Raw genomic sequence first — 25,014 nt, forward strand, 5'->3', positions numbered from 1 at the left:
TCCTAGTAGCATGGACTTTCCCTCGTAAGGGACCGTTCATACTCCAGAAGGACGGCCTGTTTTGTACGATAATTATTGCTCATACATGCTTCAACCTAATTAATTACTTTTCTTAAAAACTCTTGCGTACGTGGATGCTTAGGAGCTTGGAACACTTCCTCAGGTGTCCCCTCTTCTACAATGTTGCCGCCATCCATAAATAAGATGCGATCGCCTACTTCTTTGGCAAAGCCCATTTCATGTGTAACGATAACCATTGTCATACCTTCTTGAGCCAATGACTTCATTACTTCAAGCACTTCTCCAACCATCTCAGGATCAAGCGCCGAAGTTGGTTCATCGAATAACATCACATGCGGCTTCATAGCTAAGGCACGTGCGATCGCAATCCGTTGTTTCTGTCCACCTGACAGTTTGCTAGGATATACATGGGCCTTATCTGACAAACCTACTTTATGAAGCAGATTCATAGCAATTTGTTCGGCTTCACTTTTCGACTGCCCTTTCACCTTAATTGGCGCCAGCGTTATATTATCTAGCACAGTCATATGAGGGAATAGGTTAAATGATTGAAACACCATCCCCATCTTTTCACGCGTGTTATTCACATCATGGGCTTTCTCATTGATACACTGACCTTCGAAATAAATCTTGCCATCGCTTGGCTCTTCGATCAAATTCATACAGCGAAGTAGCGTGCTTTTACCCGATCCGCTCGGTCCGATCACAACCACAACTTCACCTTGTCTAATTTCAGCATTAACACCTTGCAAAATATGCAGCTTTCCGAAGCGCTTATGCAGCTGTTCAATTTTTATCATTTGTGTTCAACTTCCTTTCCAGCCTGCCAATTAACTTGGACATTGAGAATGTCATGATGAAGTAAACAATTGCTGCCCCTACTAAGGATGGGAATGGTTGATACGTTTTCGTCCGAATGAGATCCGCATTGTACATTAAGTCCGCAAGTCCGATAACCATAACGATGGACGTTTCTTTAATGATAACGATAAATTCATTACCGATAGCTGGCAATACCGAGCGCAGTGCTTGTGGAATTACAATAAAACGCATCGTTTGTTTCTGCGTCATTCCAAGTGAACGCGCCGCTTCAACCTGCCCTTTATCTACACCTTGAATTCCAGCACGGAAGATTTCTGCCAAGTAAGCAGCACTATTTAATCCAACTGCAATGACACCTGCTGTAAATTTGTCTACTTGAATAGGAAGTGCGAAATAAATAATAAGCAACTGAACGAGTAGTGGCGTTCCTCTGAATACTTCAATATAAGCAGTTGCAAGCCATCTTAATGACTTAACCTCTGATAAACGCATAAATACAAGACCGAAGCCTAGAATTACACCAAATAGAATCGAACATAGCGTAAGTAATAAGGTGACTCCTGCACCTTGTAAATACATCTCTTTATATTCCCACAGCGTTTCAAAAACAGCCATAACATCTGACGCCCCTTTCTCTGTCTACATAACAAAGGACGGCCTATCAGCCGCCCTCTTTATACCAACATTCAACTCGTTTATTGGGAATCGGACAATGCGTTCGCTTCCGTAATAAACTGATCCAGCTTGCCTTCGTCTTTTAAGCGCTTGATCGTCTTGTTGATGGCATCTTTCAGCTTATCACTGCCTTTCGGAATTGCTACCGAGTAGCCGTCTCCGATTGGTTTAAGGGCAATAGAACTAACTGTAACCTTGTTATTATTACTAGCGTAAGCAGCAGCTACCGGCTTCTCTACAAGCACAGCGTCTACACGATTTGTTTCCAAAGATAGAACAAGGTCATTTACTTTTGGCAAACGATCAGCCTGTGCATCAGGAATCTGCTTCAATACCTCTTCAAACGTACTTCCACTTTGCACACCGACTTTTTTGCCTTTCAAATCTTCAATGGATTTATATTTGTCAGCGTCTTCTGCACGTACGAGCACACCAACTTCAGCTTGATAGATTATATCTGAGAATAACATTGCCTTCTCACGCTCAGGAGAACGATCAATTCCCGCAAGTGCCATATCAGCGTTTCCTTTATTAATTGACTCTAGCACAACGTCAAATTTCATATCTTGAATTTCTAGTTCTACTCCCAAATCCTTCGCAATTTCTTGCGCTACCATAATATCGTAACCAACAATTTGGTCTTTACCATCGATATCTTTATGGAACTCAAATGGCGGGTAATCCGCACTTGTTGCCATTACAATCTTCTTATTTTCTAGAACCGTATCGTACTTATCTTTGTTAGAGCCACAGCCTGCTAGCACTGTCATAACGAGCATACATACCATTAATAGAAGCAATAGTTTTCTCTGTTTCATCTGTAATCCCCACTTTTGTCTGTAGTTGTCATGTCTATGTTTGTTATTATACATACTTATGCATAGTTATACAACAACTTTTTTTTAAATCTCTTTTTATAGTAGATAGGAATAACATTCTCAATTTTCGTTATTTATAATACAATGGTTAATATATTAATCGTTGTATTCGCAAAGGAGCTGCTTATGAGCACAAAGACACGAATTGCAGAAGCCATTGAACAGAACCAGGCAGAATTTATTGAGATATCAAGCTTTATCGCGGCTAATCCTGAGCTAGGCCATGAGGAATTTTTAGCATCAGAACGACTTATTCAGTGCTTGCACAACCATGGTTTTACAATTCAATCACCTGTATTAGAGATTCCAACTGCTTTCATCGGGACATATGACACGGGTAAACCTGGACCGATTGTTGCATTTTTATGTGAATATGATGCATTGCCACAATTAGGGCATGCATGCGGTCACCACTTAATATGCATGATGAGCATCGGCGCAGCTGTTGGCCTCAAAGCTGTAATGGACGATATCGGTGGAGTTATTCGCGTATACGGCACACCTGCCGAAGAGACTGCGGGAGCCAAAGTTCCTATGACAAGAGCAGGTCTATTTGATGATTGTGACATTGCGATGATGGTACATCCTTTCTATCAGTACGAGCAATCTGGTACTTCACTCGCTATGGATGCCATTAAAGTCGAATACTTCGGCGAGGCGGCACATGCAGCAGCTTCACCTTATAAAGGTATTAATGCATTAGATGCAGTAATTCAATTGTTTAACGGTGTAAATGCAATGCGTCAGCAAGTACGCAGTGACGCGAGAATACATGGTGTCATTACTAACGGTGGCCAAGCGCCTAACATCATCCCAGATTACGCTGCAGCTGAATTCTATGTTCGCTCTGCTGACCGTCCCTATACAGATGAACTAAAACGCCGTTTCCAAGCTATTGCTGAAGGAGCTGCACTGCAAACAGGATGCACAGTCAAAGTCCATGAAGATCCTTGCGCTTATGACGAGCTTCGCACGAATGAAGTGCTGTCACAGTTGTTTAACAACAACCTGATCCAAGCAGGTATTCAATCAGACGAAATTAAGATCGGTAAAGACCATGGTTCACTGGACCTTGGCAACGTATCCACACGGGTACCTACGATTCACCCGTATGTACCGATTACACATGAGCCTTATGATCTGCATACGATCCCGTTCCGTGATGCAGCGCAACAGCCTTATGCCTATGAACAAATGATTTTCGCTTCCAAAATGATGGCTTATACTGCCTATGACGCTGTATCGGATGCTGAACAACTCGCACGAATTAAAGCCAGCTTTACTTTAAAATAGATGCATACAAAAGGAGCTTCCCCACATCTGTCTAACAAGTAGTAGTGTGGATAAGCTCCTTTTTATATCGAATCATTACTTCCTTTATTACATGCTTATCACGATTCAACGTCTCGTCTTATTCCGAGTGAATTGTCATCTCGATTGGAAAGCTGATAAATACAATGGTGCAACCAGGCTGCGAATGAAAAGTCATCGTTCCTCCATGTCTCTGTACGATGCTATAACAGATGGCAAGCCCTAGTCCTGTTCCCGTTTCTTTAGTAGTAATGAATGGGGTACCCGCTTGTTGCAATACAGATGGGTCAAAACCAGCCCCTTCGTCTTCCACTTCCAAAATAACGTTATTACCCTCATATTTTGTACGAATACGCAGTACCTTGTTAGCCTCCATCGCTTCTAGTCCATTGCGTATAATATTGTGCAGCAGCTGCCTTATTTCCTTCTCGTCCAACATAATATAAGGAAGTGATTTCAAGTCCAGCTCAATATGCTGACAATTAACAGTCGCGGTAGCTTGAACTAGCGGATAAATATGTTCAATAATATCATTTATCGACTTCGGCTGAAATTCTACAATTTTATGCTGGGCCAAAGTCAAATATTCGGTAATGATTGTATTTGCTCTTATAATTTCATCCATCATCGTATCAAAATATACATGCTCATGCTCATGTTCTGGTTTATTGCGCAGCAATTGCAGAAATCCTCTTACTGTCGTTAACGGATTCCGTATTTCATGACTAATCGCCGCTGCCATCTCTCCTACGATTTTAAGGGCACTCATACGCTTAATCTCTTGTTCGAGCGCAGCCTGCTGCCGCATCGTAACCAGCATATCGTTCATGTTCTGTGTCAATTCTCCCCATTCATTATCCCCACGAACACTAATCTTTCCACTTAAATCCCCAGCAGCTATTCGTTGTGACGCCTCCACTAAAGTTCGAAGTGGACGTGTTACGAAACGCTTCATCCACCAATAAACAAATGCATAAATACTTACTAACAGAGCGACCCAAACGCAAAAAATAATAAAAAACACCTTCATCAGTGTCTGGTCTACTACTTTGGTTGGTAGAAGAATGACCGCTTGCCAATCAGCCTCTTTAATAGGAGTCGAAATCATATATTGCTGTTCGCCCTTATTATTTGTAATTTCTATTTGAGAGGTCATTTGTTGTTCATTCATTGGCGCGAGAAATTCATATTCAGATTGTGCTTGTGTGTCATCCCACTTAAAGTCCGAGGCGCCCGTATCAAGCAACAATTGTCCTGTTTTGTTCAACAGGACTACCTTACTTTTTGGATGGATACTGAGATGACTGGAAATTTGGCTGAGGTCTTGGAATCGCAGATCAACGCCTGCAACCCCTATGAGTTGATTATCGTGATCATAGACAGGTGTGCTAATCGAAATAATGGGAATATGGGTAAAATGATCAAGGTAGGGTGACGTGATGTATGTACTGCCTTTTTTGACAGGACCATGATAATAATCATATCGAGGGTCGTCGCGTAGCTTAGCTGATGACTCATCTAACCACTCTGGGATAGTTATGCCTTGCAGCTTACCTTCTAAGTTGTAACCATACCACGACGTATATTTTCCTTGCTTCTCATAATTGGATTGATAGGAATACCAGTAACCTGCAACATAGGGGTTCGTTTGACTAGCAAACTTCTCTATTATATTGTTACGCTCTTCCTTTGAGTCTTCTCTCACATAAGTATGTTGAATCATACGGGCATACGTTTCTAGAAGCACTTTCTGCTGGCGGATGATCGCATCGACTTCAGAAGCTGCGATCATCGCTTTTTCTTTATAGTCTTGATGAACATAGCTTTGGATCGTTGTACGTATCGCCTCTGAGGACAATATGAAGATGAAAGTAATCGCTATTGTAACCGTCAGAACGAGCCGTACGACCATTTGATCATGTATCGTCCGTCGTCTCATAACTATCCCCCGACATACTATTATTCACTCTCTCATAGGTGATATTCTACAGGTGATATTCTAGATGTAACAAACTTGCTAACTTCCTCTAGGTCAAATGGCTTCGTGAAGTAAGCAATAGCTCCGGCTCCCTTCGCTTTGCGTACGAGTTCCTTTTCTCGGTAGGCTGAAATGATAATGACCTCTGTCTTGGGTCGCAAAGCACGCAGCTGGTGCAACCAGTCTATTACATTCATATCAGGTATACGGACATCCATAATAACAATAGAGCAGCGATGAAGCTTAATGATGTCCATTGCACGACATCCCGTACTCGCCTCATGCACCTCAACACTTTCCGATTGAAGCGCTTCCCTTAATAGCAATCGAATAGCAGGCTGATCATCAATAATCAATATGGAGGCAGGCTTATCCGGCATAGGCACTTCCTCCGACTTAATAAACATGGATGGCACTGCTTGTTCACGCAACACTTCTAGCTCTTGGCTCTGAAGTCGCTTACGATAACCTTTACATATTGCATATACAAGGAAAGGAACAGCCGCCATAGTTGTAGCGAACCATAAAGTCTGCATTGCTTGTTTCTCCTTCCCGATTATGTGGGTCAACATACTTATCTTTCGTCTTCATCTTCGACAATGATCGACGAACTCCCCATTCGCTTCCAACATAAACCGACACCTCTTTATTATAGTATGAAAGTTCAATTTAGCCTATTATTATTTGAGATCGAATAAAGCCGTTGGCATTGGCCAACGGCTTTATTCTAGAAAATCAAATCCTCATAAAACGCATATACTTATCTACTCTTCATCTTCTGCAACTCGTGCGGGCGGCACATAATCCAGCGGTAAATCAACGATAACCGTCGTACCTTTACCTTGTTCGCTGATAATACTCATTTCACCACCATGAACTTTTACAATCTCATCCGTTATCGCAAGACCTAAGCCAGTCCCACCATGCTCTGGATTAACTTGGTAAAATTTATCCATAACTTTGGTAAGATGTTCCTTGCTGATTCCAATTCCAGCGTCAATGATCCTCACTTCATAATGCGTATGCGTTCGTTTTAAACGGACTTCTATCCTAGATTTTTCAGGTGAAAACTTAATTGCATTATCCACCAGATTGAGGAATACCTGCTTAAGACGATTGGCATCACCATTTAACTGTTCATCAGAATCACTATTGGTCATATCATCATTTAAAGTTAAACTTATTTGTTTCTGCTCTGCTTTCATGCGAACCTGAAATAGTGTTTCTTGCAGCAGTTTATAAAGAGACAGCGGCTGCCAATTCAGTTGCAGTCGATTCTGCTGCAGCTTAGAGAAATCAAGTAGTTCCTCTACAAGTCCTATTAATCGATCGGTTTCTTTAGAAATGATATTGAGTCCTAACTTCGTCTCTTCATCGACTTGATTCATATTACCTAGCAGCAGGGTCTCACTCCAACCTTTTATCCCGGTTAGCGGCGTTCTAAGCTCATGAGAAATGGAGGATATGAAATCATTTTTAAGCTGATTACTTTTCACGATTTCTTTGGCCATATAATTGAGTGTCCGAGCAAGATCACCCAACTCATACTTATAACCTTCCTTAGCCCTGACTTGGAACTTCCCTTTAGCCATCTGCGCCGAGACAATCGTTATCTCATTAATCGGCTTCACAATAGAATCCGCCAGACCGACACTAATTAGGAAAATAATAAGCAGCACGGCAATAGAAATAAGAATGGAAAGCATAATGATGCTCATAATTTTACTATTGGCCGCCTCTAGCGATGTTGTCATTCGCAAAACATAAGATACATTACCATTAGCCAACAATGGTGCTGAGACTGACATTACAGTCTCGCCCGTTTCAGGAACCTTCCCAATCCAACGCTCAATCTTGGCATTGTTCGCTGCAACTAAAAAATCTGATGTTTGCACTTTCTCTAGAACGGGAAAGTTTGACGAAGTGATAAGCACTTTACCTTCTTTGTCAAGAATTTGTACCTCTGCATTGTCTATGTTGAAATAACTGTGCAGCTCTGGCAGCCAACGTTCACTGTTTTCATCTGCTAAAATACTCGTGTAGGTCTTATAGTATTTCATACTATTCGTGGCATGACTCTCTAAATAGTTCGAGATCGTATCGTAATAATAACTCCGTACGAACACGGAGAAGATGATTTGCAAAATTAACATCGTTAAAAACACTACGATAAAATAATGCAGTACGACCGAACGGCGTATACCTGGCTTTATGATAAAACGATTGCCTTCCATTTATATCCATGTCCCCAGACGGTTTCTATATATTTTGGTGAAGATGGTTCATCTTCGATCTTTTGACGCAGACGACGAATGTTGACGTCAACGATTTTGGGATCGCCCATGTAATCTTTGCCCCACACATGATCCAACAAAATGTCGCGACTAAGCGTGACATCTTCTTTTTCCATAAAATACTGGATCAAGGAGAACTCTGTAGGTGTCAAGTCAATTGCCACTTGGTCCTTCGTGAAACGCTTCGCAATGAGATCCAATGTGAATGGCCCTGATTGATACACCACTTTTTGCAACGACTGCTGATAAGAATGTACACGACGCAGCAGTGACTGAATGCGAGCCACCAGTTCAGTAGGACTGAACGGTTTACTGACATGATCATCGGCACCAACGGATAAAGCGTATACTTTATCTTGCTCTTGTACTTTAGCTGTTAAGAAGATGATACCGATCCGCTCATTATGCTCACGCACACGGCGACATACTTCGAAACCATCCATACCAGGCACCATGACGTCCAATAACGCGACGTCAATTCTCGGATCTGCCATTAGTTTTTCAAGTGCTTCTGGTCCATTGGAAGCTTCAACAACCTCAAATCCATTTCGTTTTAGATTAATAACAATAAAACTGCGGATAGATTCTTCATCTTCAAGAATAAGTATTTTTGTCAATCGATCCAGCCCCTCTTCCCATTTCTTAACGTTTCGTCCTATTTATTCGTCTTTACGTCTTTGTTCTCTTCCAATGGAAGCTTAGGCTTCAAGTCCAATACATCTTTACTGTTAATGCCTATGACTTGATCGCCGTACGCAGCGAGATACATCCACTTATCCTTATAACGTTCCCAGGATCTAACGCTAAAGAATCTTATTTCGGCCAGCGGTTCATTCGTAAACTGATCGATAAATAAAATGTGATCGTCTACTTGCGACTTGGTGTCAATCGTCACTCGCCCATACCACGATCTTGGCAGGGTGAATTGGAACCGATCTTGATGATCACGATATTGCTTCTCAACAAGTTGGAATCCATCCTGACCATCCCATTGATAGTAATTTGTGAAGTAAGGAATTTCATATTTCTCATACAATTCCCATCCGCTAGGTTCTTCAAGTGAAGCAATCTCAATAATATTGTCAGCATTTATATCTACACTGCGAATCACATTAGCTTTATAAGTTAAGTTTTCACTAAGGATATTTTTCAGCTCACCATTTTCAGTTAAAGTGACAACTTGTGTTAAACCTGTATTCGATTCGGTTGATGCGTCTAGAACAAGGCCTCGTTTATTTTTCGAAATAAAACCTGACGTAACATAATTAAAGTTATGTGCTTGGCTATCTAACTGTAGTTCTCCTCTTTTAACAAAAGTATTCTCCCTATAACCAAACATACTAAGCTCATAAGGGGAATCTTTTCTCTTGTTAACGATAAAGAGCTCATCTTTCTTATCTCTGTTCAAATCATCAATAACAAATTGGGAATAAGGTTGCTCGAACAACTTCGGCAGCCCAGAATCGGTATACGTATATACAACTAACCCTTTCGTTAGTTCAACATCTCCTGGACCGTATCCCACTACAATCTCAGTGCGATTGTCTTCATTAAAGTCCACTAGCTCCACACGATCCAAATTAGGTCCCGCACCTGCAAAGTTAATTAACTTTTTCCATACAGAGCCATCATATTTGAGAATCATACCGTGTATACCATCCGCTCCGTCTGGTCTGTAAAACGCTATTGCCTCATGAATTCCGTCTCCATCAATATCCCCTGTTCGAATGGCACTATTGTCCTTGGAATTCAGCGGACGGATGAGAACACCATTCTCCTTCTTGATTTCCTGATCAACAACGGAATTCAAATCCTCTTGCACTTCAGGAAGTTTAGGAACCCTTAGCAAAGATATAGGATCAGCAACTACTTGACATCCAGATAACAATAGCGTTAACGCAACGAGCATAATTGTGCTGCGGCGGCGTGCACGCCTCTTTTTCACTTTCATCCCTCGATTCTTTCGTACCTAACATAAATTGTGCTCATTATTCCAATCTTCAAGCTTTATCATGCCATCATACCTATCCATGTTAACCTCTGAAAGCAGAGCTATGTTGCTTCCATTGATACAGCCCTAAGACTACTGTGACAATATCTAAATCATACTATTTTTCGAGCAAATAGGAAATCAATACAAACGATTGCTCCACCGAGTCCTGCTTCGCTCCTACTCGCTACCTTACTTGCAAATCTATCAATCTCCATCTTCTCATTATAAAAAAAAAGAGACATCCTTAGGTGACAAACCCATTACAATTTGTCTAAAGATGCCGTAATCTTACAATTTGTGGACATAGCAATCAACACTCATCCTAATCCTCAGCCTCTTTCACTAGTAGTACAATTTATTAAGAGGGCTCTGTTCATCCATTAGCGGCTGCAAAGCATATATGGATATAGGAAAATACACAAATCCATAAACATATGCGGCTAGTTGATATAAATCATAAAAGAGTACAAGAGACTTATCGGTTAAGTAAAAAGGCTGGTCCGGTGCGATTGCTGTAAAAGGTTCCAACGTCGGAATCTCTCGCTCCTGAATCTGTCTAGCGACATCTTTACTTAAAAATGCCACATAAGGCGCACTCGGACGAAATAATTCCGCCAACGTATAATGATGACCGCTGTTCACATCAAAGGTTAATCCACGCTGATACGTCATACCATGTGCTGCACCTTTTGTGTATCCATAAACCGTAAGTGTAAGACTAAGCAGTTCACGTTCATTTAACTTGATTTCATACGAGCCTTGAACCTCGGTAGTTTCATTTTCTTCATACCCCGTTAGACGAATCAAATCTAGAACATTGCGGTATATCATTTGATTGATTTGCACGGCAGCATGCGCATACTTCTTATCATCCACTTGCGGAAAAATAACTTTCAAGCGAGGCTTGTGAATGACATACGAACGTATTTCAACTGGTAAAGGATATAAGGTCATCGCTATTCCCCTTAACATACTGATGATTGTGAACATTACACTCATCCTATGACAAGAGTCATGTAAGCGTGACTTTAGCCTAAATTAATATCTGATATCAAATTCCTACAAATTCTAATTCCTACAAATAGAACACCATTAATAAAATGAAAAACTTCAATCAATTTATGGATAGCCGTTGCTTTTCCGTCTGAAGTAGTCTGCGTCCCATCACATCTACTTCTATTCTACCATCAGCAAGCCCAATAACACGAGTCGCATATTTTTCAGCGAGTTCTACCTGGTGCAGGACAGCTACTACCGTCACTTGTTCTTTCAAAGCCAGTTCACGCAGTGTGTTCATCACGCTTTCTGCTGATTTCGGATCTAACCCAAGTACTGGCTCATCAACTAACAGCACCTGCGCACCATGAACTAATGCGCGAGCGATAGCAACCCGTTGACGCTCTCCACCACTTAATTCTGATGTCAGCGTATGAGCCTTGTCCAACAGCCCCAGACGTTCCAGCGTGTCCATCGCGCCCATATAGTCATCATTCCGCACCATACCTGTCATCATACGCCATAAAGGTGTTTGTTGGGATCGGCCGATCAATACATTTTTCAGTGCTTTTCGATTCACATTCAATACAGGTGTTTGTTCTAAGTACGCACATTCACGTCGTATTTTTCGTTTTCCTGACCATCCTTGTGCAGTAATAGTATGATCACCCATACGGTATGTACCACTTGTCCATGTTTGCTGCATTGCAAGGCATTTTAACAGCGTTGATTTACCGCTACCACTCGAACCTACGATGCCAATAAATTGTCCCTTTTCTATCTCAATATCGATTTGCTGCAGAGCTGTCTCAGAAGGCGGATATACTTTGCTTAAATTTTCTATTTTTAGCATGTGATATGCTCTCCTCTCCACGAACCAAACTATATGTATAGTCTAAAAAAGGTTGTCCCATTCGCGCAAGCAAATCTTTCACCTGCATGGAATAAAGACAACCTTAAAAGCGCTAGAGCACTTCATTTCACTATTTATAATATTACATTTACAGCACGATTACGAATCCGCTGCTGAACGTATTGTTCCTCGGAACTTGAAGCCAAGTACAGAGAAAACTATAAAGAAACAAGCAAGTATATAGAATATACTTCCTATCGAAATATATTTGATACCCATTCCTGCTAAGTACGGGCCTAACAAGCTGCCGATACTAAAATGCAAGGACGCGAGCATGTTTGCTGAGGGCAAATATGCTTTTGGAAGTATGTCTGCTGCGTATGCAAGTCCAAGTGAAAAGAAGGAACCTACGAAGCCACCAGCAAGCATAAACAGAATAAGCAGCATCCATGTATTGTCGCCTACCATTGGAATGAACACAAATACGAGACCGCCTATAATTCCGCAAATCATCAGTACAGCTTTACGGTTCCAACGATCACTTAGCATGCCAAGCGGCAATTGCAAAATAAGGCCGCCTAAACCGAAGAATGGAAGCAAGTAAGATATCGATGCTTCGCCCATGCCTAGACGCATCGCATAGACAGGGAAACCACTGTTCATAGAAGCTTCCATATATCCGAACAACATCGCGGGCATTAAGGCAAACCAAGCCCATTGATAAGAACGGCGATAGCGCTGTGGCGGCTGTTCCATACCAGTTGATGCGTCCGCTTTGCGATCAGGCAACATCCACCAAACAATAGCTAAAATAATGATAAACAACACCGCTGTTACAATAAAAGGTGCTGCATCGTTTATTTTCAATAAATTGATTCCTAATGGCCCTAGACTGAACCCTACCCCATACGCCATTCCGTATAAAGAAATGTTGCGTCCACGACGATCTGCTGGGCTAATCGATACAGCCCATAATTGAGTAGCATAGTGCAAAGCACTATCACCCATTCCTACAATTAAACGAAGAACGATCCAAAACCCAATGCTTGGAATAAGTGGAAACAGCAGCATTGCTATCGTTACCGCTATCATTCCGCCTAGCAGCATACGCTTAAATCCCACTTTAATCAAAATTCGCTCAACGAAGAACATCATACCAAATACGCCAACATATAGCGCTGTAGCATTTAGTCCGTTTATATCAGACGGCACACCCATGCGCTCCAAGAAGATAGTAAGCAACGGCAATAACAAGCCTTGGCTAAGACCCGTTATCATAACAACCGCAATCAAAATAACAAATTGCCATGTAGGAGACGTTGTTGTACGTCGTGCTGTAAGCATATTCTCCCTCCACATTATGTAGTTTTTTATATAAGTTTTACACACAAAAAAACATGAATTCGTTTAACGAATTCACGTTGTTAGTGTCAACATTTCAATATTATAGTGGACAACTGCTGTAAACACAATTCATAATGAATAAGGAATAATGCCCAATGCAATTCTATAAGAGATTGTTCAACCACATCCATGTTGACATCGTTGGACACTCATCATTAAGGAGGACCGTGTAATGGCCCTTCACATTCGAGTCGAATGTTCAGCCGTTTACGAGTTTATCGGTAGTTTCATGCTGTTCGTGCAGCGCAAATGGATACATAATGTAGATGATGGCTTAGAATGGGTTCGAGATGTTGAACAGCAGGCTCCTGACTCATTCCTTATTCGTTCTTCTCAGCTTCAGAACTATTGCATTAATGAGTTCGATATGTTATTCGCCGCATCGCTCAAGTTAAATCATGCGCACCATGTTTCTTTGTTTTTGACTCAATTGCAAGAGATGAGCGACAATGCTTGGTTGAGCCTATTTGCTGACAGCGGACTGCCATACGATAATGAGCAAGTTATCAGATTAAGGCAAGATTATATCCCATTACTTCATGAATGGTACGAGCACTATTTTCGTTGGTCTGTGCCTAATTGGGAGCCTATTCTCATTCAAGATGCCGCAGAGAAAACACGCCTATTGCATAAGATGTCTCCTGTAGATTTAATTGAGCTTGCAACCAATGGAGCTGTCTTTGAAAATAACGATCACATGCGTGAAGTCGTGCTAGCTCCAATGTGGCATTACCGACCTATTATCAACACTTGTACGTTTACAAATACAACGCTAGTGTTATACGCAACAGATTCCGAAGAAGAAGACGATGTTCCACCTAAGTCACTTAAGCGAATGATTCACGCATTATCTAGCGATGTTCGTTTAAAAATGCTGCGATATCTCTCGCACGAATCTGTCACTTTTTCAGAACTTGTATCCTTTGTTCAGCTCGAAGAAAGCACTGTTCAGCAGCATCTCGTTATTTTACGTGCTGCGGGCTATATTCGTACGTTTTGGAATGGCAAAGTAGAACGAATTTTCCTACGCCAAGAAGGAATTGCTGATCTATCCGCATTTTTAGAAAATTATGTACAGTCTTGATCGATCGTCATGCAAGAAATAATGTTCGAATGTATACGAGTAAGTCAACATTGAGCGATTAATTTCCAGATGACCGTCAAGCTCCATGGAGGTGAATCGCGATGAGCCAATCTACACAATCCGTCAAACAAACGTTATTGTTCGATCTGGATGATACGCTTATCCACTGTAATAAATATTTTGATATCGTCATTGCTGAATATTTGAAATTAATGAGTCGTTGGTTCGTTGCCTATCGTGTTATGCAACAGGACATTTTATCTATTCAATCACGCTTCGACTTAGAGGGTGTAAGTGCGAATGGATTTGTCAGCACACATTTTCCACAGTCTTTAGTAAAATGCTATGAATTTTTGTGTGAACAAACTGGACGTGCCTATTCACAAGCTGAGTACGAGATTTTGTGGAAGCTCGGGCTCAGCGTATACGAGATGGAAGTTGAGCCGTACCCAGGCATGCTGGAAACATTAAATCGATTACGTGATGAAGGGCATGATCTTTTCCTATACACGGGTGGCGAGACAGTCATTCAACAACGTAAGATTGAACAAATGAAACTGTCTGTTTACTTCGATGACCGTATTTTTATACGGCAACATAAGACAACGGAGGCTCTATCCTCAATTCTCCATCAACTGGAGACGGATCCGTTGCAAACTTGGATGATAGGTAATTCTTTGCGCACCGACGTAATCCCTGCCCTTACGAACGGGATCAATTCTGTCTATTTAAAACAGAACAATGAATGGGCCTACAATCTTGTAGATGTAACCGTGGAGCCTAAAGGTGCATTTTATACGATTGATCGACTAACATCCGTACCTGATGTGATCCAACAATGGTGTACAGACCGGGACGTTCGCGTCTTTTAAGTTCAGCAGCAATCTATTGCGATCACTATATGTACCTGTTCATGTAGCAAGGTGCTTCATCAGAACCCCCTTCGATGTTTGTAAAGGAGTTTAGGTAATTTCCTTTTCCATCGTAGGGGTATTTTTGATGCTCGATTATAAAAAAACACTCCAAACCTACATACAGCGGAGTTTGGAGTACTTACGTCATATTGTGTTGGTCAGCATGTATAGATTTACTGCTATCACTTAGGCTTGTCTTTATCCGAAGCTTTGAATTGAAAAGTAATTTTTGAATCTGTAGCGTTCCATACTAAAGCTGCTTCGAATACTTTATCACCTTTTTTGAAGCCCTTCAGCATCGAAGTTTCTCCCTTAGCGAGCAATCGCTTCACCGTTGCAGAAGATATTGCCTTACCAAGAATCTTTTTCGATACCGTGAACCGGCAATTTGGATATCCTGTACAACCATACATCACTTTCTTATCTACTACAGGCTTTGTGCATATCGGACATGGCCCTAGTTCATCAGAGTGAGCATTCCCCTTTCCATGACTAGGAGAATTCTGCTCTTCTTGTTCAAGTGGTTGGATGACAAATGACCAGCTCTTCTCATTATCAATAGCATCTTGGATCAGTTTATGGGTTAATTTTTTGGCCTGTTCCATAAACGATTGCGGTGAGGCTTGTCCTTGGCCAATCTCATGCAGACGCTGCTCCCACTTCGCTGTCATCTCCGCTGAAGCTAATACACTTTCACCAAGTGCATCAATAAGCATAATTCCTTTAGGCATGGCATAAACCATGTTTTTCTTTACATCGATATACTTCCGATCTTTCAGCACAGAAATAATACCTGCTCGGGTAGCTTCAGTTCCTAGCCCTTCTGTCCGTTCTAATACTTTTTCCAGCTCAGAATTGTCTAAGTGTTTGCCCGCCGTTTTCATTAATGTAATTAATTGACCCTCTGTATATCGCTTAGGAGGCTGTGTTTTACCTTCCTTTACTTGAAGACTCGTAACATGGCCTACTGCACCTTCCGCCAACTGTGGAGGAATCATCGTCTCCTCGTCATCATCTTCCTGTCGATACAGCACTTTGCGCCAGCCTTCTTGCATAATCTGCTTGCCTTTGGTTACGAATGTGTCTTCCTCAGCGACTGTTGTCGTTAATTTCGTATAATTAATAATCGCTTTTTCATAATGCGCTGCAATTAATCGCTTGGCAATCAGTTCATAAAGACGCCTTTGCTCTTCTTTCAAACGCATTAGATTGGGAACTTGCTCAGTCGGTACAATTGCATAGTGATCACTCACTTTAGCAGCATTAACAAATCGCTTGTTACCAATTATCGATGCATTTGGCAGTGGGTAGTAAGATGCCAAAGATTCAAACCGGGACAGCTTCTGTAGAATATCTGGGAATTGCTTCGCCTCTTCTTCTGTTACATAAGCTGAGTCAGACCTAGGATAAGATATGTATCCTTCCAAATAAAGCTGTTGCAAAATGTTCAATGTTTGCTGCGGTGAATATTTGTAAATTTGGTTCGCAGCAGCCTGTAAAGCAGACAAATTGAACAACTGCGGAGGTTGAAATTCTTTACGCTCCGTATGAATGCTCGTAATTGTAGCAGGTTTATTCTCACAGCGCACGCGTGCTTGTTCTGCCTCCTCAGCAGAAGCAAAGCGCGTTTGCTCTCCTTTAAACCAAGTACCCTCGTAGTTCAGACCATCCATGTCAAACTGAGCTTTAAGCTCCCAGAAAGGTTCAGATTTGAAGTTCTGAATCTCCTTCTCCCTAGCTACGATCAATGCCAAAGTCGGGCTTTGTACGCGACCTGTTGAAAACACTTCTCGCACTCCTCGCCGTTGGAACAACAAGGAATATACCCTAGAGCCATTCATACCCACAAGCCAATCTGCACAAGAGCGGCTTACCGCCTCGTAATATAAGTTCCTTGTCTGTTCTTCTTCCATTAAGTTGGAGAAGCCTTGAACAACAGATTTGGGTGTAAGGGAAGAAATCCATAAACGTTTCATTGGTTTCTTTACACCGCTCAACTGAATAATAATTCGTACAATGTATTCCCCTTCTCGCCCAGCATCACTTGCAATAATAATTTCTTTGACATTCGGACGCTGAAGCAAGCCTTTTAATAATTGAAATTGTTTGGCTTTAGATGGAGTGACTTTGTGTTGAAACTTCGGCGGCAAAATAGGTAAAGTGTCCAAATTCCATCGTTTATAAATGGGATCGTACGCCTCTGGTGGAACCAATTCACAAATATGCCCTACCGCCCATCCTACATAAGCACCCTCTGGGAACTGGGAACATGGAGCAATTTCAATATAGCCTTGCTGTTTCTTATGCTTGAACGGAGCTGCTAGCTTCGCCCCTTGATCTGGCTTTTCCGCAATAATTAGCTGCAAACGGTGCAACCCCTTCTCAAGAAGTAAAAAAGGTCGAGATCCTCACCTCGACCTAACTTTATCAATAGCCATTATTTTATCACATGTCAAAAATGTACTCAATCCATCTTGAATCCTATTGACCGTTGGCTAAGTCTAATCATCGTCACCACTGCCCCTGTGGAATAGCTTCCTAATATTATATAAGCTTGATAACACTAACTGCTGGTGCACCTATAGTTGCTGCCGTTGCAAATACATTGGTAAGAGTAAGTATGTTAGGCGCTATGCCTGTATTAAATACTGCACTGCCGCTAAATGCAGGTTGTATAGTAGCATTAGGTGCTGAATTGGCCACGGCATTAATAGAGCCCGTTATTTGCGTTCCGTTCAGGAACAAAGCAAGTCCTCGAAGAGTACCCCCCGCTAATGCACCTGCAGTTGCATTCCAAGTAGCAAAATAGGTTTGGTTAGGGGCTAGAAGTATATCTGTTGAACCCGCAGCATGCGTTATCGCAGTACCATTTAAGGTAGCAGTCGTAGTAAAAGGAACGCTGGCATTGCCTGCCAAGACAACGGTTCCCGTATTTGCCACTGTAGCATTGTTCGCCGTTATTAATGGCCCGGTTGGGCCCGTCACTCCGGTCGCTCCACGACATTTACATTTGTGATCTTTTCTTTCTAGTAAAGTCTTCAATAAATGAATACATGATTCTATTGCGCGGATAAGTTCATTATGGCATCTTTTTATACATACCGCTATTGCAAGAAGTTGTTTGAACAAAATCAATAGCTTTTCAATTAACACTTTTGCAGAAATGCGATCTTGCTCTATAAAAGTTTGTATCATCTTTATTTTTTTTCGTAAATTCAGTTTTGAACACATCAGATATACTCAAATCATTCATAGAATATGTTAAGTGATTTAGCAGGCGATTCAATTGCTCTTTACGTTTTTTTCAGGACTCAGCATACATTGTTGGCTCAAACTTACCAAATCATAAAGTTGTTTAGTTAGCATTAGTTAGCATAGAAGCTTGCTGAGATGTTATGGCACCGTTACTTTTACGTCCAACATGTTTTCTTTTTTATCGCTTTTCTTTTGCCCACAGTTTTTTTATTAGTTCGTTTTAAACGTTTTCGTTTGGCATATTCAAACTGCGTAGAACCTTCTGGTAATTGCTCCTTCGTAGTGCTTCTTCTAATTATAGCTATGTGAATCACCCCCCCTATATCATTACCATATGTAGTTGTATTGAAGATGGATTATAAACTGGGGGGATACACAAATACATTAGAAAGATTAACAATTGATACATATACCTAGCACCTAAAAATAAATGCTCCATATGGAATAAATCAACAAATGTGTAGCACAGCCTTTTCTACAAATGAATTTTTATATATTGGAAAAATATAGAACTTTAATGTAACTTAGCTGTTCTTATACTTATATGAACTGTAATCTCTGTCCCCTTTATCTGACTTGTCCCAAATAATTATCAAAAAACGGTTCCTTCACAAAAAGTAAAGGCCGAGATCTCCTCTCGACCTAGTATCATATAGAATTCAAATTTTAACATGTAATGATATTCTCAATCTAATTAACTAACTCTAATAATCGTTACTGAGGCACCTGGAGCTGTCGTTGCCAAAGTAGCTGCACCCAGTAAACCGAACAACTGTAAAGATAAGGTTGCACCAGCTGGTATTGAAGCAATAACGTTCGCCTCAAATGCACCTAATGCAACGGTTGGCGCATTAATGGTTGCGGCTAACGGCGTGCCATTTACAATTATTTGTGTACTGACAAGAACTGAAACGGCTAAATTGATTCTATACGCGATATAATAATGCCCGGCTGGTGCTATTGTAAATATAGTGTTGGCGCCATTAATCGTGATTCCTGCGCCTATATCTTGAGCATTAGGAAGCGGAACGTTAGTACCGCCTAAAACTACTGCAATTACTGTTCCTGATGTATTCGCAGCAAACGCATAGTTATTTGTAACTCCTATGCCAGTAGCGCCGGTTGCTCCCGTTGCTCCTGTTACTCCGGTTGCCCCTGTCGCTCCCGTTACTCCTGTCGCTCCCGTTGCTCCTGTTGCTCCAGTTGCTCCTGTTACCCCGGTTGCTCCCGTTACTCCGGTTGCTCCCGTTGCTCCTGTTGCTCCCGTCGCTCCTGTTACCCCGGTTGCCCCAGTTACTCCGGTTGCTCCGGTTGCCCCTGTTACTCCGGTTGCTCCGGTTGCCCCTGTTACTCCGGTTGCTCCTGTCGCACCTGTTGCTCCCGTTACCCCGGTTGCTCCCGTTACTCCGGTTGCCCCGGTTACTCCGGTTGCTCCTGTCGCACCTGTTGCTCCCGTTGCTCCCGTTGCTCCCGTTACCCCGGTTGCTCCTGTTACTCCGGTTGCCCCGGTTGCTCCCGTTACTCCGGTTGCCCCGGTTGCTCCCGTTACCCCGGTTGCTCCTGTTACTCCGGTTGCCCCGGTTGCTCCCGTTGCTCCTGTCGCTCCCGTTACCCCGGTTGCTCCTGTTACCCCGGTTGCTCCCGTTACCCCGGTTGCTCCTGTTACTCCTGTCACTCCCGTTACTCCTGTTGCTCCCGTTACTCCTGTTACCCCGGTTGCTCCCGTTACTCCTGTCGCTCCGGTTGCTCCCGTTACTCCTGTTGCTCCTGTTGCTCCCGTTACCCCGGTTACTCCGGTTGCCCCTGTCGCTCCCGTTGCTCCTGTTGCTCCCGTCGCTCCTGTTACCCCGGTTGCTCCCGTTGCCCCGGTTACTCCCGTTGCTCCTGTTGCTCCTGTTGCTCCCGTCGCTCCTGTTACCCCGGTTACTCCTGTTGCTCCCGTTACTCCTGTCGCCCCAGTTACTCCCGTTACTCCTGCTCCTGTCACTCCTGTCGGACCAGTTACCCCGGTCGCTCCCGTTGCTCCTGTTGCTCCCGTTCCCCCGGTTACTCCTGTTACTCCGGTTGCCCCTATCGCTCCCGTTACTCCTGTTGCTCCCGTTACTCCTGTCGCCCCAGTTACTCCCGTTACTCCTGTTGCTCCTGTTGCTCCCGTTACTCCTGTTGCTCCCGTTACTCCTGTCGCTCCAGTAACTCCGGTTACTCCTGCTCCTGTCACTCCTGTCGGACCAGTTACCCCGGTCGCTCCCGTTACTCCTGTCGCTCCTGTTGCTCCCGTTACTCCTGCTCCTGTCACTCCTGCTCCTGTCACTCCTGTCGGACCAGTTACCCCGGTCGCTCCCGTCGCTCCCGTTGGTCCTGTAGCTCCAGTAACACCTCGAATTTTACATTTATCTTCAATTTTTTTAAGTAACTTTTCTAATACTACAATCGCAGATTTTATATTATGAATAAGTTCTTTATGACATCCTTTTAAACATACTACTATTGCGAGTAATTGTTCGAGCAGAATTAACAACTTTTCAATTAACGCCTTCACGGAAAAACAATCCTGATTCATTAAGGTTTGAATGTTTTTAATTGTCTTTCGCAAATTAGCCTTTAAGGTGTCATATATACATAATTCGATAACAAAACTGTTTAATCTATTCAGTAGGTGATTCAATTGCTCTACGTACTTGTTTTCGGGATTCAATATGCACGGTTGAATAAAAGCTACCAAGCTTTGAAGTTGTTTAATCAGAACTGAAGATTGTTGAGGCGTCAGCACACCATGACCTATTTTATTTCGCAACCCATTCTTTCTCTTTTTCTTCGCTATCTCTTTTCTCTTCCTTACTGTTGTCTTCCCTAATCGCTTTAACAATTTTCGTTTCGCATATTCAAATTGCGTAGAGCCTTCTGACAATTGCTCCTTCGTTCTACTCCCTTTATTTGTAGCTATGTGAATCACCTCCTCTACCTACACCATATGTAGTTATACCTAATATGGATTATAGGAATGGGAGATTGTATAATTCAGTATCTTTTGCAACCTAATCTTCATAAGATGCTGCATAGGCATGTGATTACACAAAACAGCTCTGTTACCTCTCTTATGTCATATGATTTAAGACATTAATTATTCACCCCCTAAATAATAACGAACAAGGTGAACCTGATGAACAAACACAACTACCGCATATTAATAGGCAGCCCTATACATCAAAAGCCTCACATACTAGCAGAATTCCTCCAATCGTTGCTTCAACTGCATCCGCAGCAGATTGAATTTCATTACTTTTTCATTGATGATAATATCGATTCAAAATCCCGAGAACTCCTTAGCGAGTTCCAAAAAAGCACGGATTGTGCCCTTATTATCCGTTCTGATGAGCAGCAACATTACGAGTGTAATGATACAACTCACTATTGGCACGCCGACTTAGTCTGGAAAGTAGCCGCTTTCAAAAACAGAATCATGCAACACGCAATTGATAATAAATTTGAATATGTGTTCCTTGTTGACTCCGACTTAGTTCTACACCCAAATACGATAGAACAGCTAGTCAAAGCCGATAAACCGATCGTCTCGGAAATTTTTTGGACGAAATGGATACCCGAAGCTTTGGAGCAACCTCAAGTATGGCTGTATGACGAATACACTCAATGGGAACATCGCCCTGATGAGCTGCATGTATCTGAAGAAGAGCAAATACATCGATACACACAATTTTTGAGCAAAATGAAAGTACCCGGATTATACGAAGTAGGCGGACTTGGAGCCTGTACATTAATTCGTCGGGATGCCCTATTAGCCGGAGTATCATTTACACGAATCTCAAATATATCGTATTGGGGCGAGGATCGTCATTTTTGTATTCGAGCTGCAGCATTAGGTATTCCTCTGTACGTCGACACGCATTATCCTGCCCTTCATCTATATCGGGAATCTGATCTTGAGGAGTATCTTCAAAGTAAATCTCAAAAAAAACCAACCCCTACAAATTACGAACACACTCCTCCTATAGAAAACAGTAGTGAGATTCCAATTCCTATTACTGTCCGCGAGCGTCCTAAGCTTACGTTGACTATGGTTGTCCGAAATGAGGCCAATCGTTATCTCCGCCAAACGCTAAGTATGCATCGTGAATACATTGATGAAGCTGTCATTATCGATGATGGCAGTACCGATAACTCTTCAGACATATGCAAAGAACTGCTAGGAAACGTGCCACTTCGCCTCATTCGAAACGAACGTTCCAAATTCAGCAATGAGATTCAGCTACGACAGCAGCAATGGATAGAAACGGTGCAGACAAACCCGGATTGGATTTTAAATCTGGATGCCGATGAGCAATTTGAATCCAGATTTGCCGACCATATTGACGATATGCTCAAGGCCAATTCTATCGATTGCTATTGTTTCCGTCTGTTCGATTTATGGAGTGAGACACATTACCGTGAAGATCAATATTGGCACGCCCATCTTTATTACCGTCCATTTTTGATTCGCTATCGTGAACATTTTCAACCTATCTGGAAAGAAACGCCACAACATTGTGGCAGATTCCCGCTCAATGTACTGGAACTTAGTCATCAGCTTTCTCCACTTCGATTGAAACATTTGGGCTGGGCAAAATATGAGCACCGTCTTGAAAAATACAATCGCTACATGCAATTGGATCCAGGTGCACAATATGGTTGGAAAGAACAGTACGACTCTATCTTGGATGAAGAACCTATACTCATCCCTTGGTCACAATCCGAATTTTAGAGAAATGGAGACCTATTCATCTATGTCCACCATAATCCACACGCTTCCTCTGCTTATTCGTAATTCACCATATGATCAACTTGACCTCAGCATGTTACAGCAGTGTCTGCAAAGCTTGAGCTTTAGTGAACAGCCTGTTGTCGTAATATACAATCAAGGCAGTATGAGCAATGATGAAGTGAACCAAATTTGTCAATTGATTGGATTGCCTTTTCATCTTCTAGGCTCGGAAACTAATATTGGGATTGCTCAAGCTCGACAAAAATGCTTTGAATTTATATGGGAGAACTACCCTAACACCGATTTTATTTCTGAAATCCACGTCGATATGATTTTCCCACCTAACTGGTATCAACCTCTTATTGATCATTTAGAACAATCCGAAGAACCTCTTATCTCTCCAGGAATACTGACCGCTGAAGGAGTTCTTCAACCGCTCGGAACGCATGTAGAAGTCCCTTCTTCCTATGAACAATTGTGTTCATTGCTCAATAGCTGCTCACAAACATCTGTTATGAGCGCCTTCGTTCATCCTGTAATACATCGTGCAAACATTCTACGCGCAATTGGGGGGTATGATATTCGTTTTCTCCGCGGTAAACAAGGGTATGAGGACGATAGTTTACTACTAGCGTATTTATATTACATGGGTCTTAGGAGCAATTGGCGACCAAAATGCTGTCTAACTTCTTGGGTGTATCATGCCACCTTAGCTCAGCGTATGAGTTTGCCTGATAAACATTTGCATTTTGCACAAAACGAGCATGGATTGATTGAACAATATGGAGCACATGGTTTACAGCATCTCCAACGCCTATATCCTGACTCAACCATATTTCAGCAACTATTAGATACTTGGCTTGCAGCACGAGATAGGCCTCACTCTACACACATTGATAATTACGAACGGAAATAGGAGTTGTGTACATGAAACAAGATCAAAAAGAAATTTGGGATCGATTATGGTCGCACGAAGTGTCCTATCAATGGGACCCATTAAGTCAAACGATTCTAGAATCCCTTACCCACTCCATTGGAGCAATATCTGGACGCTCCATGTTCGAAGCAGGATCTGGAACAGGAAAAATATCACTCCGTCTATCCCAACTTGGAGCAAATGTGACTTTAGCAGACTATTCCCAAATGGCATTAGAAAACAGCCGTGCTGCGTTCGAACAGCATCAATGCAAAGCTGATTTTATATTAACGGACATAAGGAATACACCTGTTGAAAATAATAGCTATGACGTTGTTTGGAATGCAGGCGTGCTCGAGCACTTCACTTATGAGGAAAAAGTGCAAATATTGAAGGAAATGCGAAGGATAACGAAGCCTGATGGCATGGTCATTATTTTCACACCTAACGCACAAAGTCTGCCATACCGCATAGGGAAACATTACGCAGAACAATCTGGTGCATGGATGTATGGTATAGAAGAGCCTGTTTTGTCTTTACAGGACGAATTTCAAGACAGTAATATTACGTTGCTGAATGAACATTCCATTGGCTTTATAAATAGTCTGGACTTCCTTGATTTTGTGCCTAATTCTAATGTCCTTAAGACGCAATTAAGAGTATGGTATGAGCAATTGGATAGCGTGGAACAAAGTTGGTTTCCAGGCTATTTGCTTGCCAGCATCGGAAGAGTATCAAAAACCTGAATAATATCATGTCACTTAAATAAGCTGCGACTAGTTAAACTAGTGCGCAGCTTTTTATATTTTACATTTAAAATTAACAACATATCTTATTAGTATAATGAAATAAGTGCAAACTTTT

At 42.0% G+C, this 25,014-nt stretch carries 20 protein-coding genes; 6 read left to right on the forward strand and 14 right to left on the reverse strand.

Features of this window, described 5'->3' with window-relative positions; all coding sequences use genetic code 11:
- Positions 1 to 95: 95 nt before the first annotated feature.
- The 3 genes from IFO66_RS03805 to IFO66_RS03815 form a co-directional block, all read right to left on the reverse strand.
- Positions 96 to 821: an amino acid ABC transporter ATP-binding protein gene (locus tag IFO66_RS03805; RefSeq protein WP_192023867.1), complete on the reverse strand. Its 726-nt coding sequence runs from the start codon at positions 819 to 821 to the stop codon at positions 96 to 98.
- Entirely contained in the window at positions 808 to 1,458 is a 651-nt protein-coding gene (locus IFO66_RS03810) for an amino acid ABC transporter permease (protein ID WP_192023868.1), read from the reverse strand. Before IFO66_RS03810 ends, IFO66_RS03805 begins: the two co-directional genes overlap by 14 nt.
- Before the next feature lie 80 nt (positions 1,459 to 1,538).
- Positions 1,539 to 2,336, reverse strand: coding sequence for a transporter substrate-binding domain-containing protein (locus IFO66_RS03815; RefSeq protein ID WP_225445481.1), 798 nt, complete (start codon positions 2,334 to 2,336; stop codon positions 1,539 to 1,541).
- 186 nt (positions 2,337 to 2,522) lie between these two features.
- On the opposite strand from IFO66_RS03815, the gene IFO66_RS03820 reads away from it, so the two are divergent.
- Positions 2,523 to 3,689 carry a M20 family metallopeptidase gene (locus IFO66_RS03820; RefSeq protein WP_192023869.1) on the forward strand — a complete coding sequence of 389 codons (1,167 nt, stop codon included), beginning with the start codon at positions 2,523 to 2,525 and terminating at the stop codon, positions 3,687 to 3,689.
- Between the two features lie 118 nt (positions 3,690 to 3,807).
- On the opposite strand, the gene IFO66_RS03825 is transcribed toward IFO66_RS03820, so the two are convergent.
- The 8 genes from IFO66_RS03825 to IFO66_RS03860 all read right to left on the reverse strand — a co-directional run bounded on the left by IFO66_RS03825 (position 3,808) and on the right by IFO66_RS03860 (position 13,165).
- Positions 3,808 to 5,646, reverse strand: coding sequence for an ATP-binding protein (locus IFO66_RS03825; protein ID WP_192023870.1), 1,839 nt, complete (start codon positions 5,644 to 5,646; stop codon positions 3,808 to 3,810).
- Between the two features lie 32 nt (positions 5,647 to 5,678).
- On the reverse strand, positions 5,679 to 6,221 hold the full coding sequence (locus tag IFO66_RS03830) for a response regulator (RefSeq protein WP_192023871.1): 543 nt from the start codon (positions 6,219 to 6,221) through the stop codon (positions 5,679 to 5,681).
- Between the two features lie 228 nt (positions 6,222 to 6,449).
- Positions 6,450 to 7,919, reverse strand: a complete 1,470-nt coding sequence (locus IFO66_RS03835) for a sensor histidine kinase (RefSeq protein WP_192023872.1) — start codon at positions 7,917 to 7,919, stop codon at positions 6,450 to 6,452.
- A complete protein-coding gene (locus IFO66_RS03840; protein WP_028593692.1) occupies positions 7,895 to 8,596 on the reverse strand; it encodes a response regulator transcription factor in 702 nt (233 codons plus the stop codon). The genes IFO66_RS03835 and IFO66_RS03840 overlap by 25 nt, the downstream gene beginning before the upstream one ends.
- A 38-nt stretch (positions 8,597 to 8,634) precedes the next feature.
- A complete protein-coding gene (locus tag IFO66_RS03845; RefSeq protein WP_337912563.1) occupies positions 8,635 to 9,924 on the reverse strand; it encodes a hypothetical protein in 1,290 nt (429 codons plus the stop codon).
- A 390-nt stretch (positions 9,925 to 10,314) separates the two neighbouring features.
- Positions 10,315 to 10,962, reverse strand: coding sequence for a DUF3298 and DUF4163 domain-containing protein (locus IFO66_RS03850; protein ID WP_225445482.1), 648 nt, complete (start codon positions 10,960 to 10,962; stop codon positions 10,315 to 10,317).
- A 124-nt stretch (positions 10,963 to 11,086) separates the two neighbouring features.
- Positions 11,087 to 11,821: a phosphonate ABC transporter ATP-binding protein gene (locus IFO66_RS03855; RefSeq protein WP_192023873.1), complete on the reverse strand. Its 735-nt coding sequence runs from the start codon at positions 11,819 to 11,821 to the stop codon at positions 11,087 to 11,089.
- A gap of 159 nt (positions 11,822 to 11,980) precedes the next feature.
- Positions 11,981 to 13,165, reverse strand: coding sequence for an MFS transporter (locus IFO66_RS03860; RefSeq protein WP_192023874.1), 1,185 nt, complete (start codon positions 13,163 to 13,165; stop codon positions 11,981 to 11,983).
- 232 nt (positions 13,166 to 13,397) lie between these two features.
- Here IFO66_RS03860 and IFO66_RS03865 point away from each other — a divergent pair, with 232 nt between their 5' ends.
- Together IFO66_RS03865 and IFO66_RS03870 are read left to right on the forward strand one after the other, a co-directional pair.
- Positions 13,398 to 14,309 carry an ArsR/SmtB family transcription factor gene (locus IFO66_RS03865; protein WP_192023875.1) on the forward strand — a complete coding sequence of 304 codons (912 nt, stop codon included), beginning with the start codon at positions 13,398 to 13,400 and terminating at the stop codon, positions 14,307 to 14,309.
- A gap of 101 nt (positions 14,310 to 14,410) precedes the next feature.
- On the forward strand, positions 14,411 to 15,181 hold the full coding sequence (locus tag IFO66_RS03870) for an HAD family hydrolase (RefSeq protein WP_192023876.1): 771 nt from the start codon (positions 14,411 to 14,413) through the stop codon (positions 15,179 to 15,181).
- 224 nt (positions 15,182 to 15,405) lie between these two features.
- On the opposite strand, the gene IFO66_RS03875 is transcribed toward IFO66_RS03870, so the two are convergent.
- The 3 genes from IFO66_RS03875 to IFO66_RS03885 form a co-directional block, all read right to left on the reverse strand.
- On the reverse strand, positions 15,406 to 17,589 hold the full coding sequence (locus IFO66_RS03875) for a DNA topoisomerase III (protein WP_192023877.1): 2,184 nt from the start codon (positions 17,587 to 17,589) through the stop codon (positions 15,406 to 15,408).
- A gap of 178 nt (positions 17,590 to 17,767) precedes the next feature.
- A complete protein-coding gene (locus IFO66_RS03880) occupies positions 17,768 to 18,208 on the reverse strand; it encodes a hypothetical protein (RefSeq protein WP_192023878.1) in 441 nt (146 codons plus the stop codon).
- Positions 18,209 to 19,172: 964 nt separating this feature from the next.
- Positions 19,173 to 21,431: a BclA C-terminal domain-containing protein gene (locus IFO66_RS03885; protein ID WP_337912564.1), complete on the reverse strand. Its 2,259-nt coding sequence runs from the start codon at positions 21,429 to 21,431 to the stop codon at positions 19,173 to 19,175.
- Positions 21,432 to 21,638: 207 nt separating this feature from the next.
- On the opposite strand from IFO66_RS03885, the gene IFO66_RS03890 reads away from it, so the two are divergent.
- Genes IFO66_RS03890 through IFO66_RS03900 form a run of 3 tightly spaced genes read left to right on the forward strand, consistent with a single transcriptional unit; the run spans position 21,639 to position 24,896 of the window.
- Positions 21,639 to 23,234 carry a glycosyltransferase family 2 protein gene (locus IFO66_RS03890; protein ID WP_192023879.1) on the forward strand — a complete coding sequence of 532 codons (1,596 nt, stop codon included), beginning with the start codon at positions 21,639 to 21,641 and terminating at the stop codon, positions 23,232 to 23,234.
- Positions 23,235 to 23,256: 22 nt separating this feature from the next.
- Positions 23,257 to 24,150: a glycosyltransferase family 2 protein gene (locus tag IFO66_RS03895; RefSeq protein ID WP_192023880.1), complete on the forward strand. Its 894-nt coding sequence runs from the start codon at positions 23,257 to 23,259 to the stop codon at positions 24,148 to 24,150.
- 11 nt (positions 24,151 to 24,161) lie between these two features.
- A complete protein-coding gene (locus IFO66_RS03900) occupies positions 24,162 to 24,896 on the forward strand; it encodes a class I SAM-dependent methyltransferase (RefSeq protein ID WP_192023881.1) in 735 nt (244 codons plus the stop codon).
- The last annotated feature ends 118 nt before the right edge of the window (positions 24,897 to 25,014 follow it).

The sequence above is a fragment of the Paenibacillus arenosi genome, from assembly GCF_014841135.1.
In the GTDB taxonomy this organism is placed as follows: domain Bacteria; phylum Bacillota; class Bacilli; order Paenibacillales; family Paenibacillaceae; genus Paenibacillus_B; species Paenibacillus_B arenosi.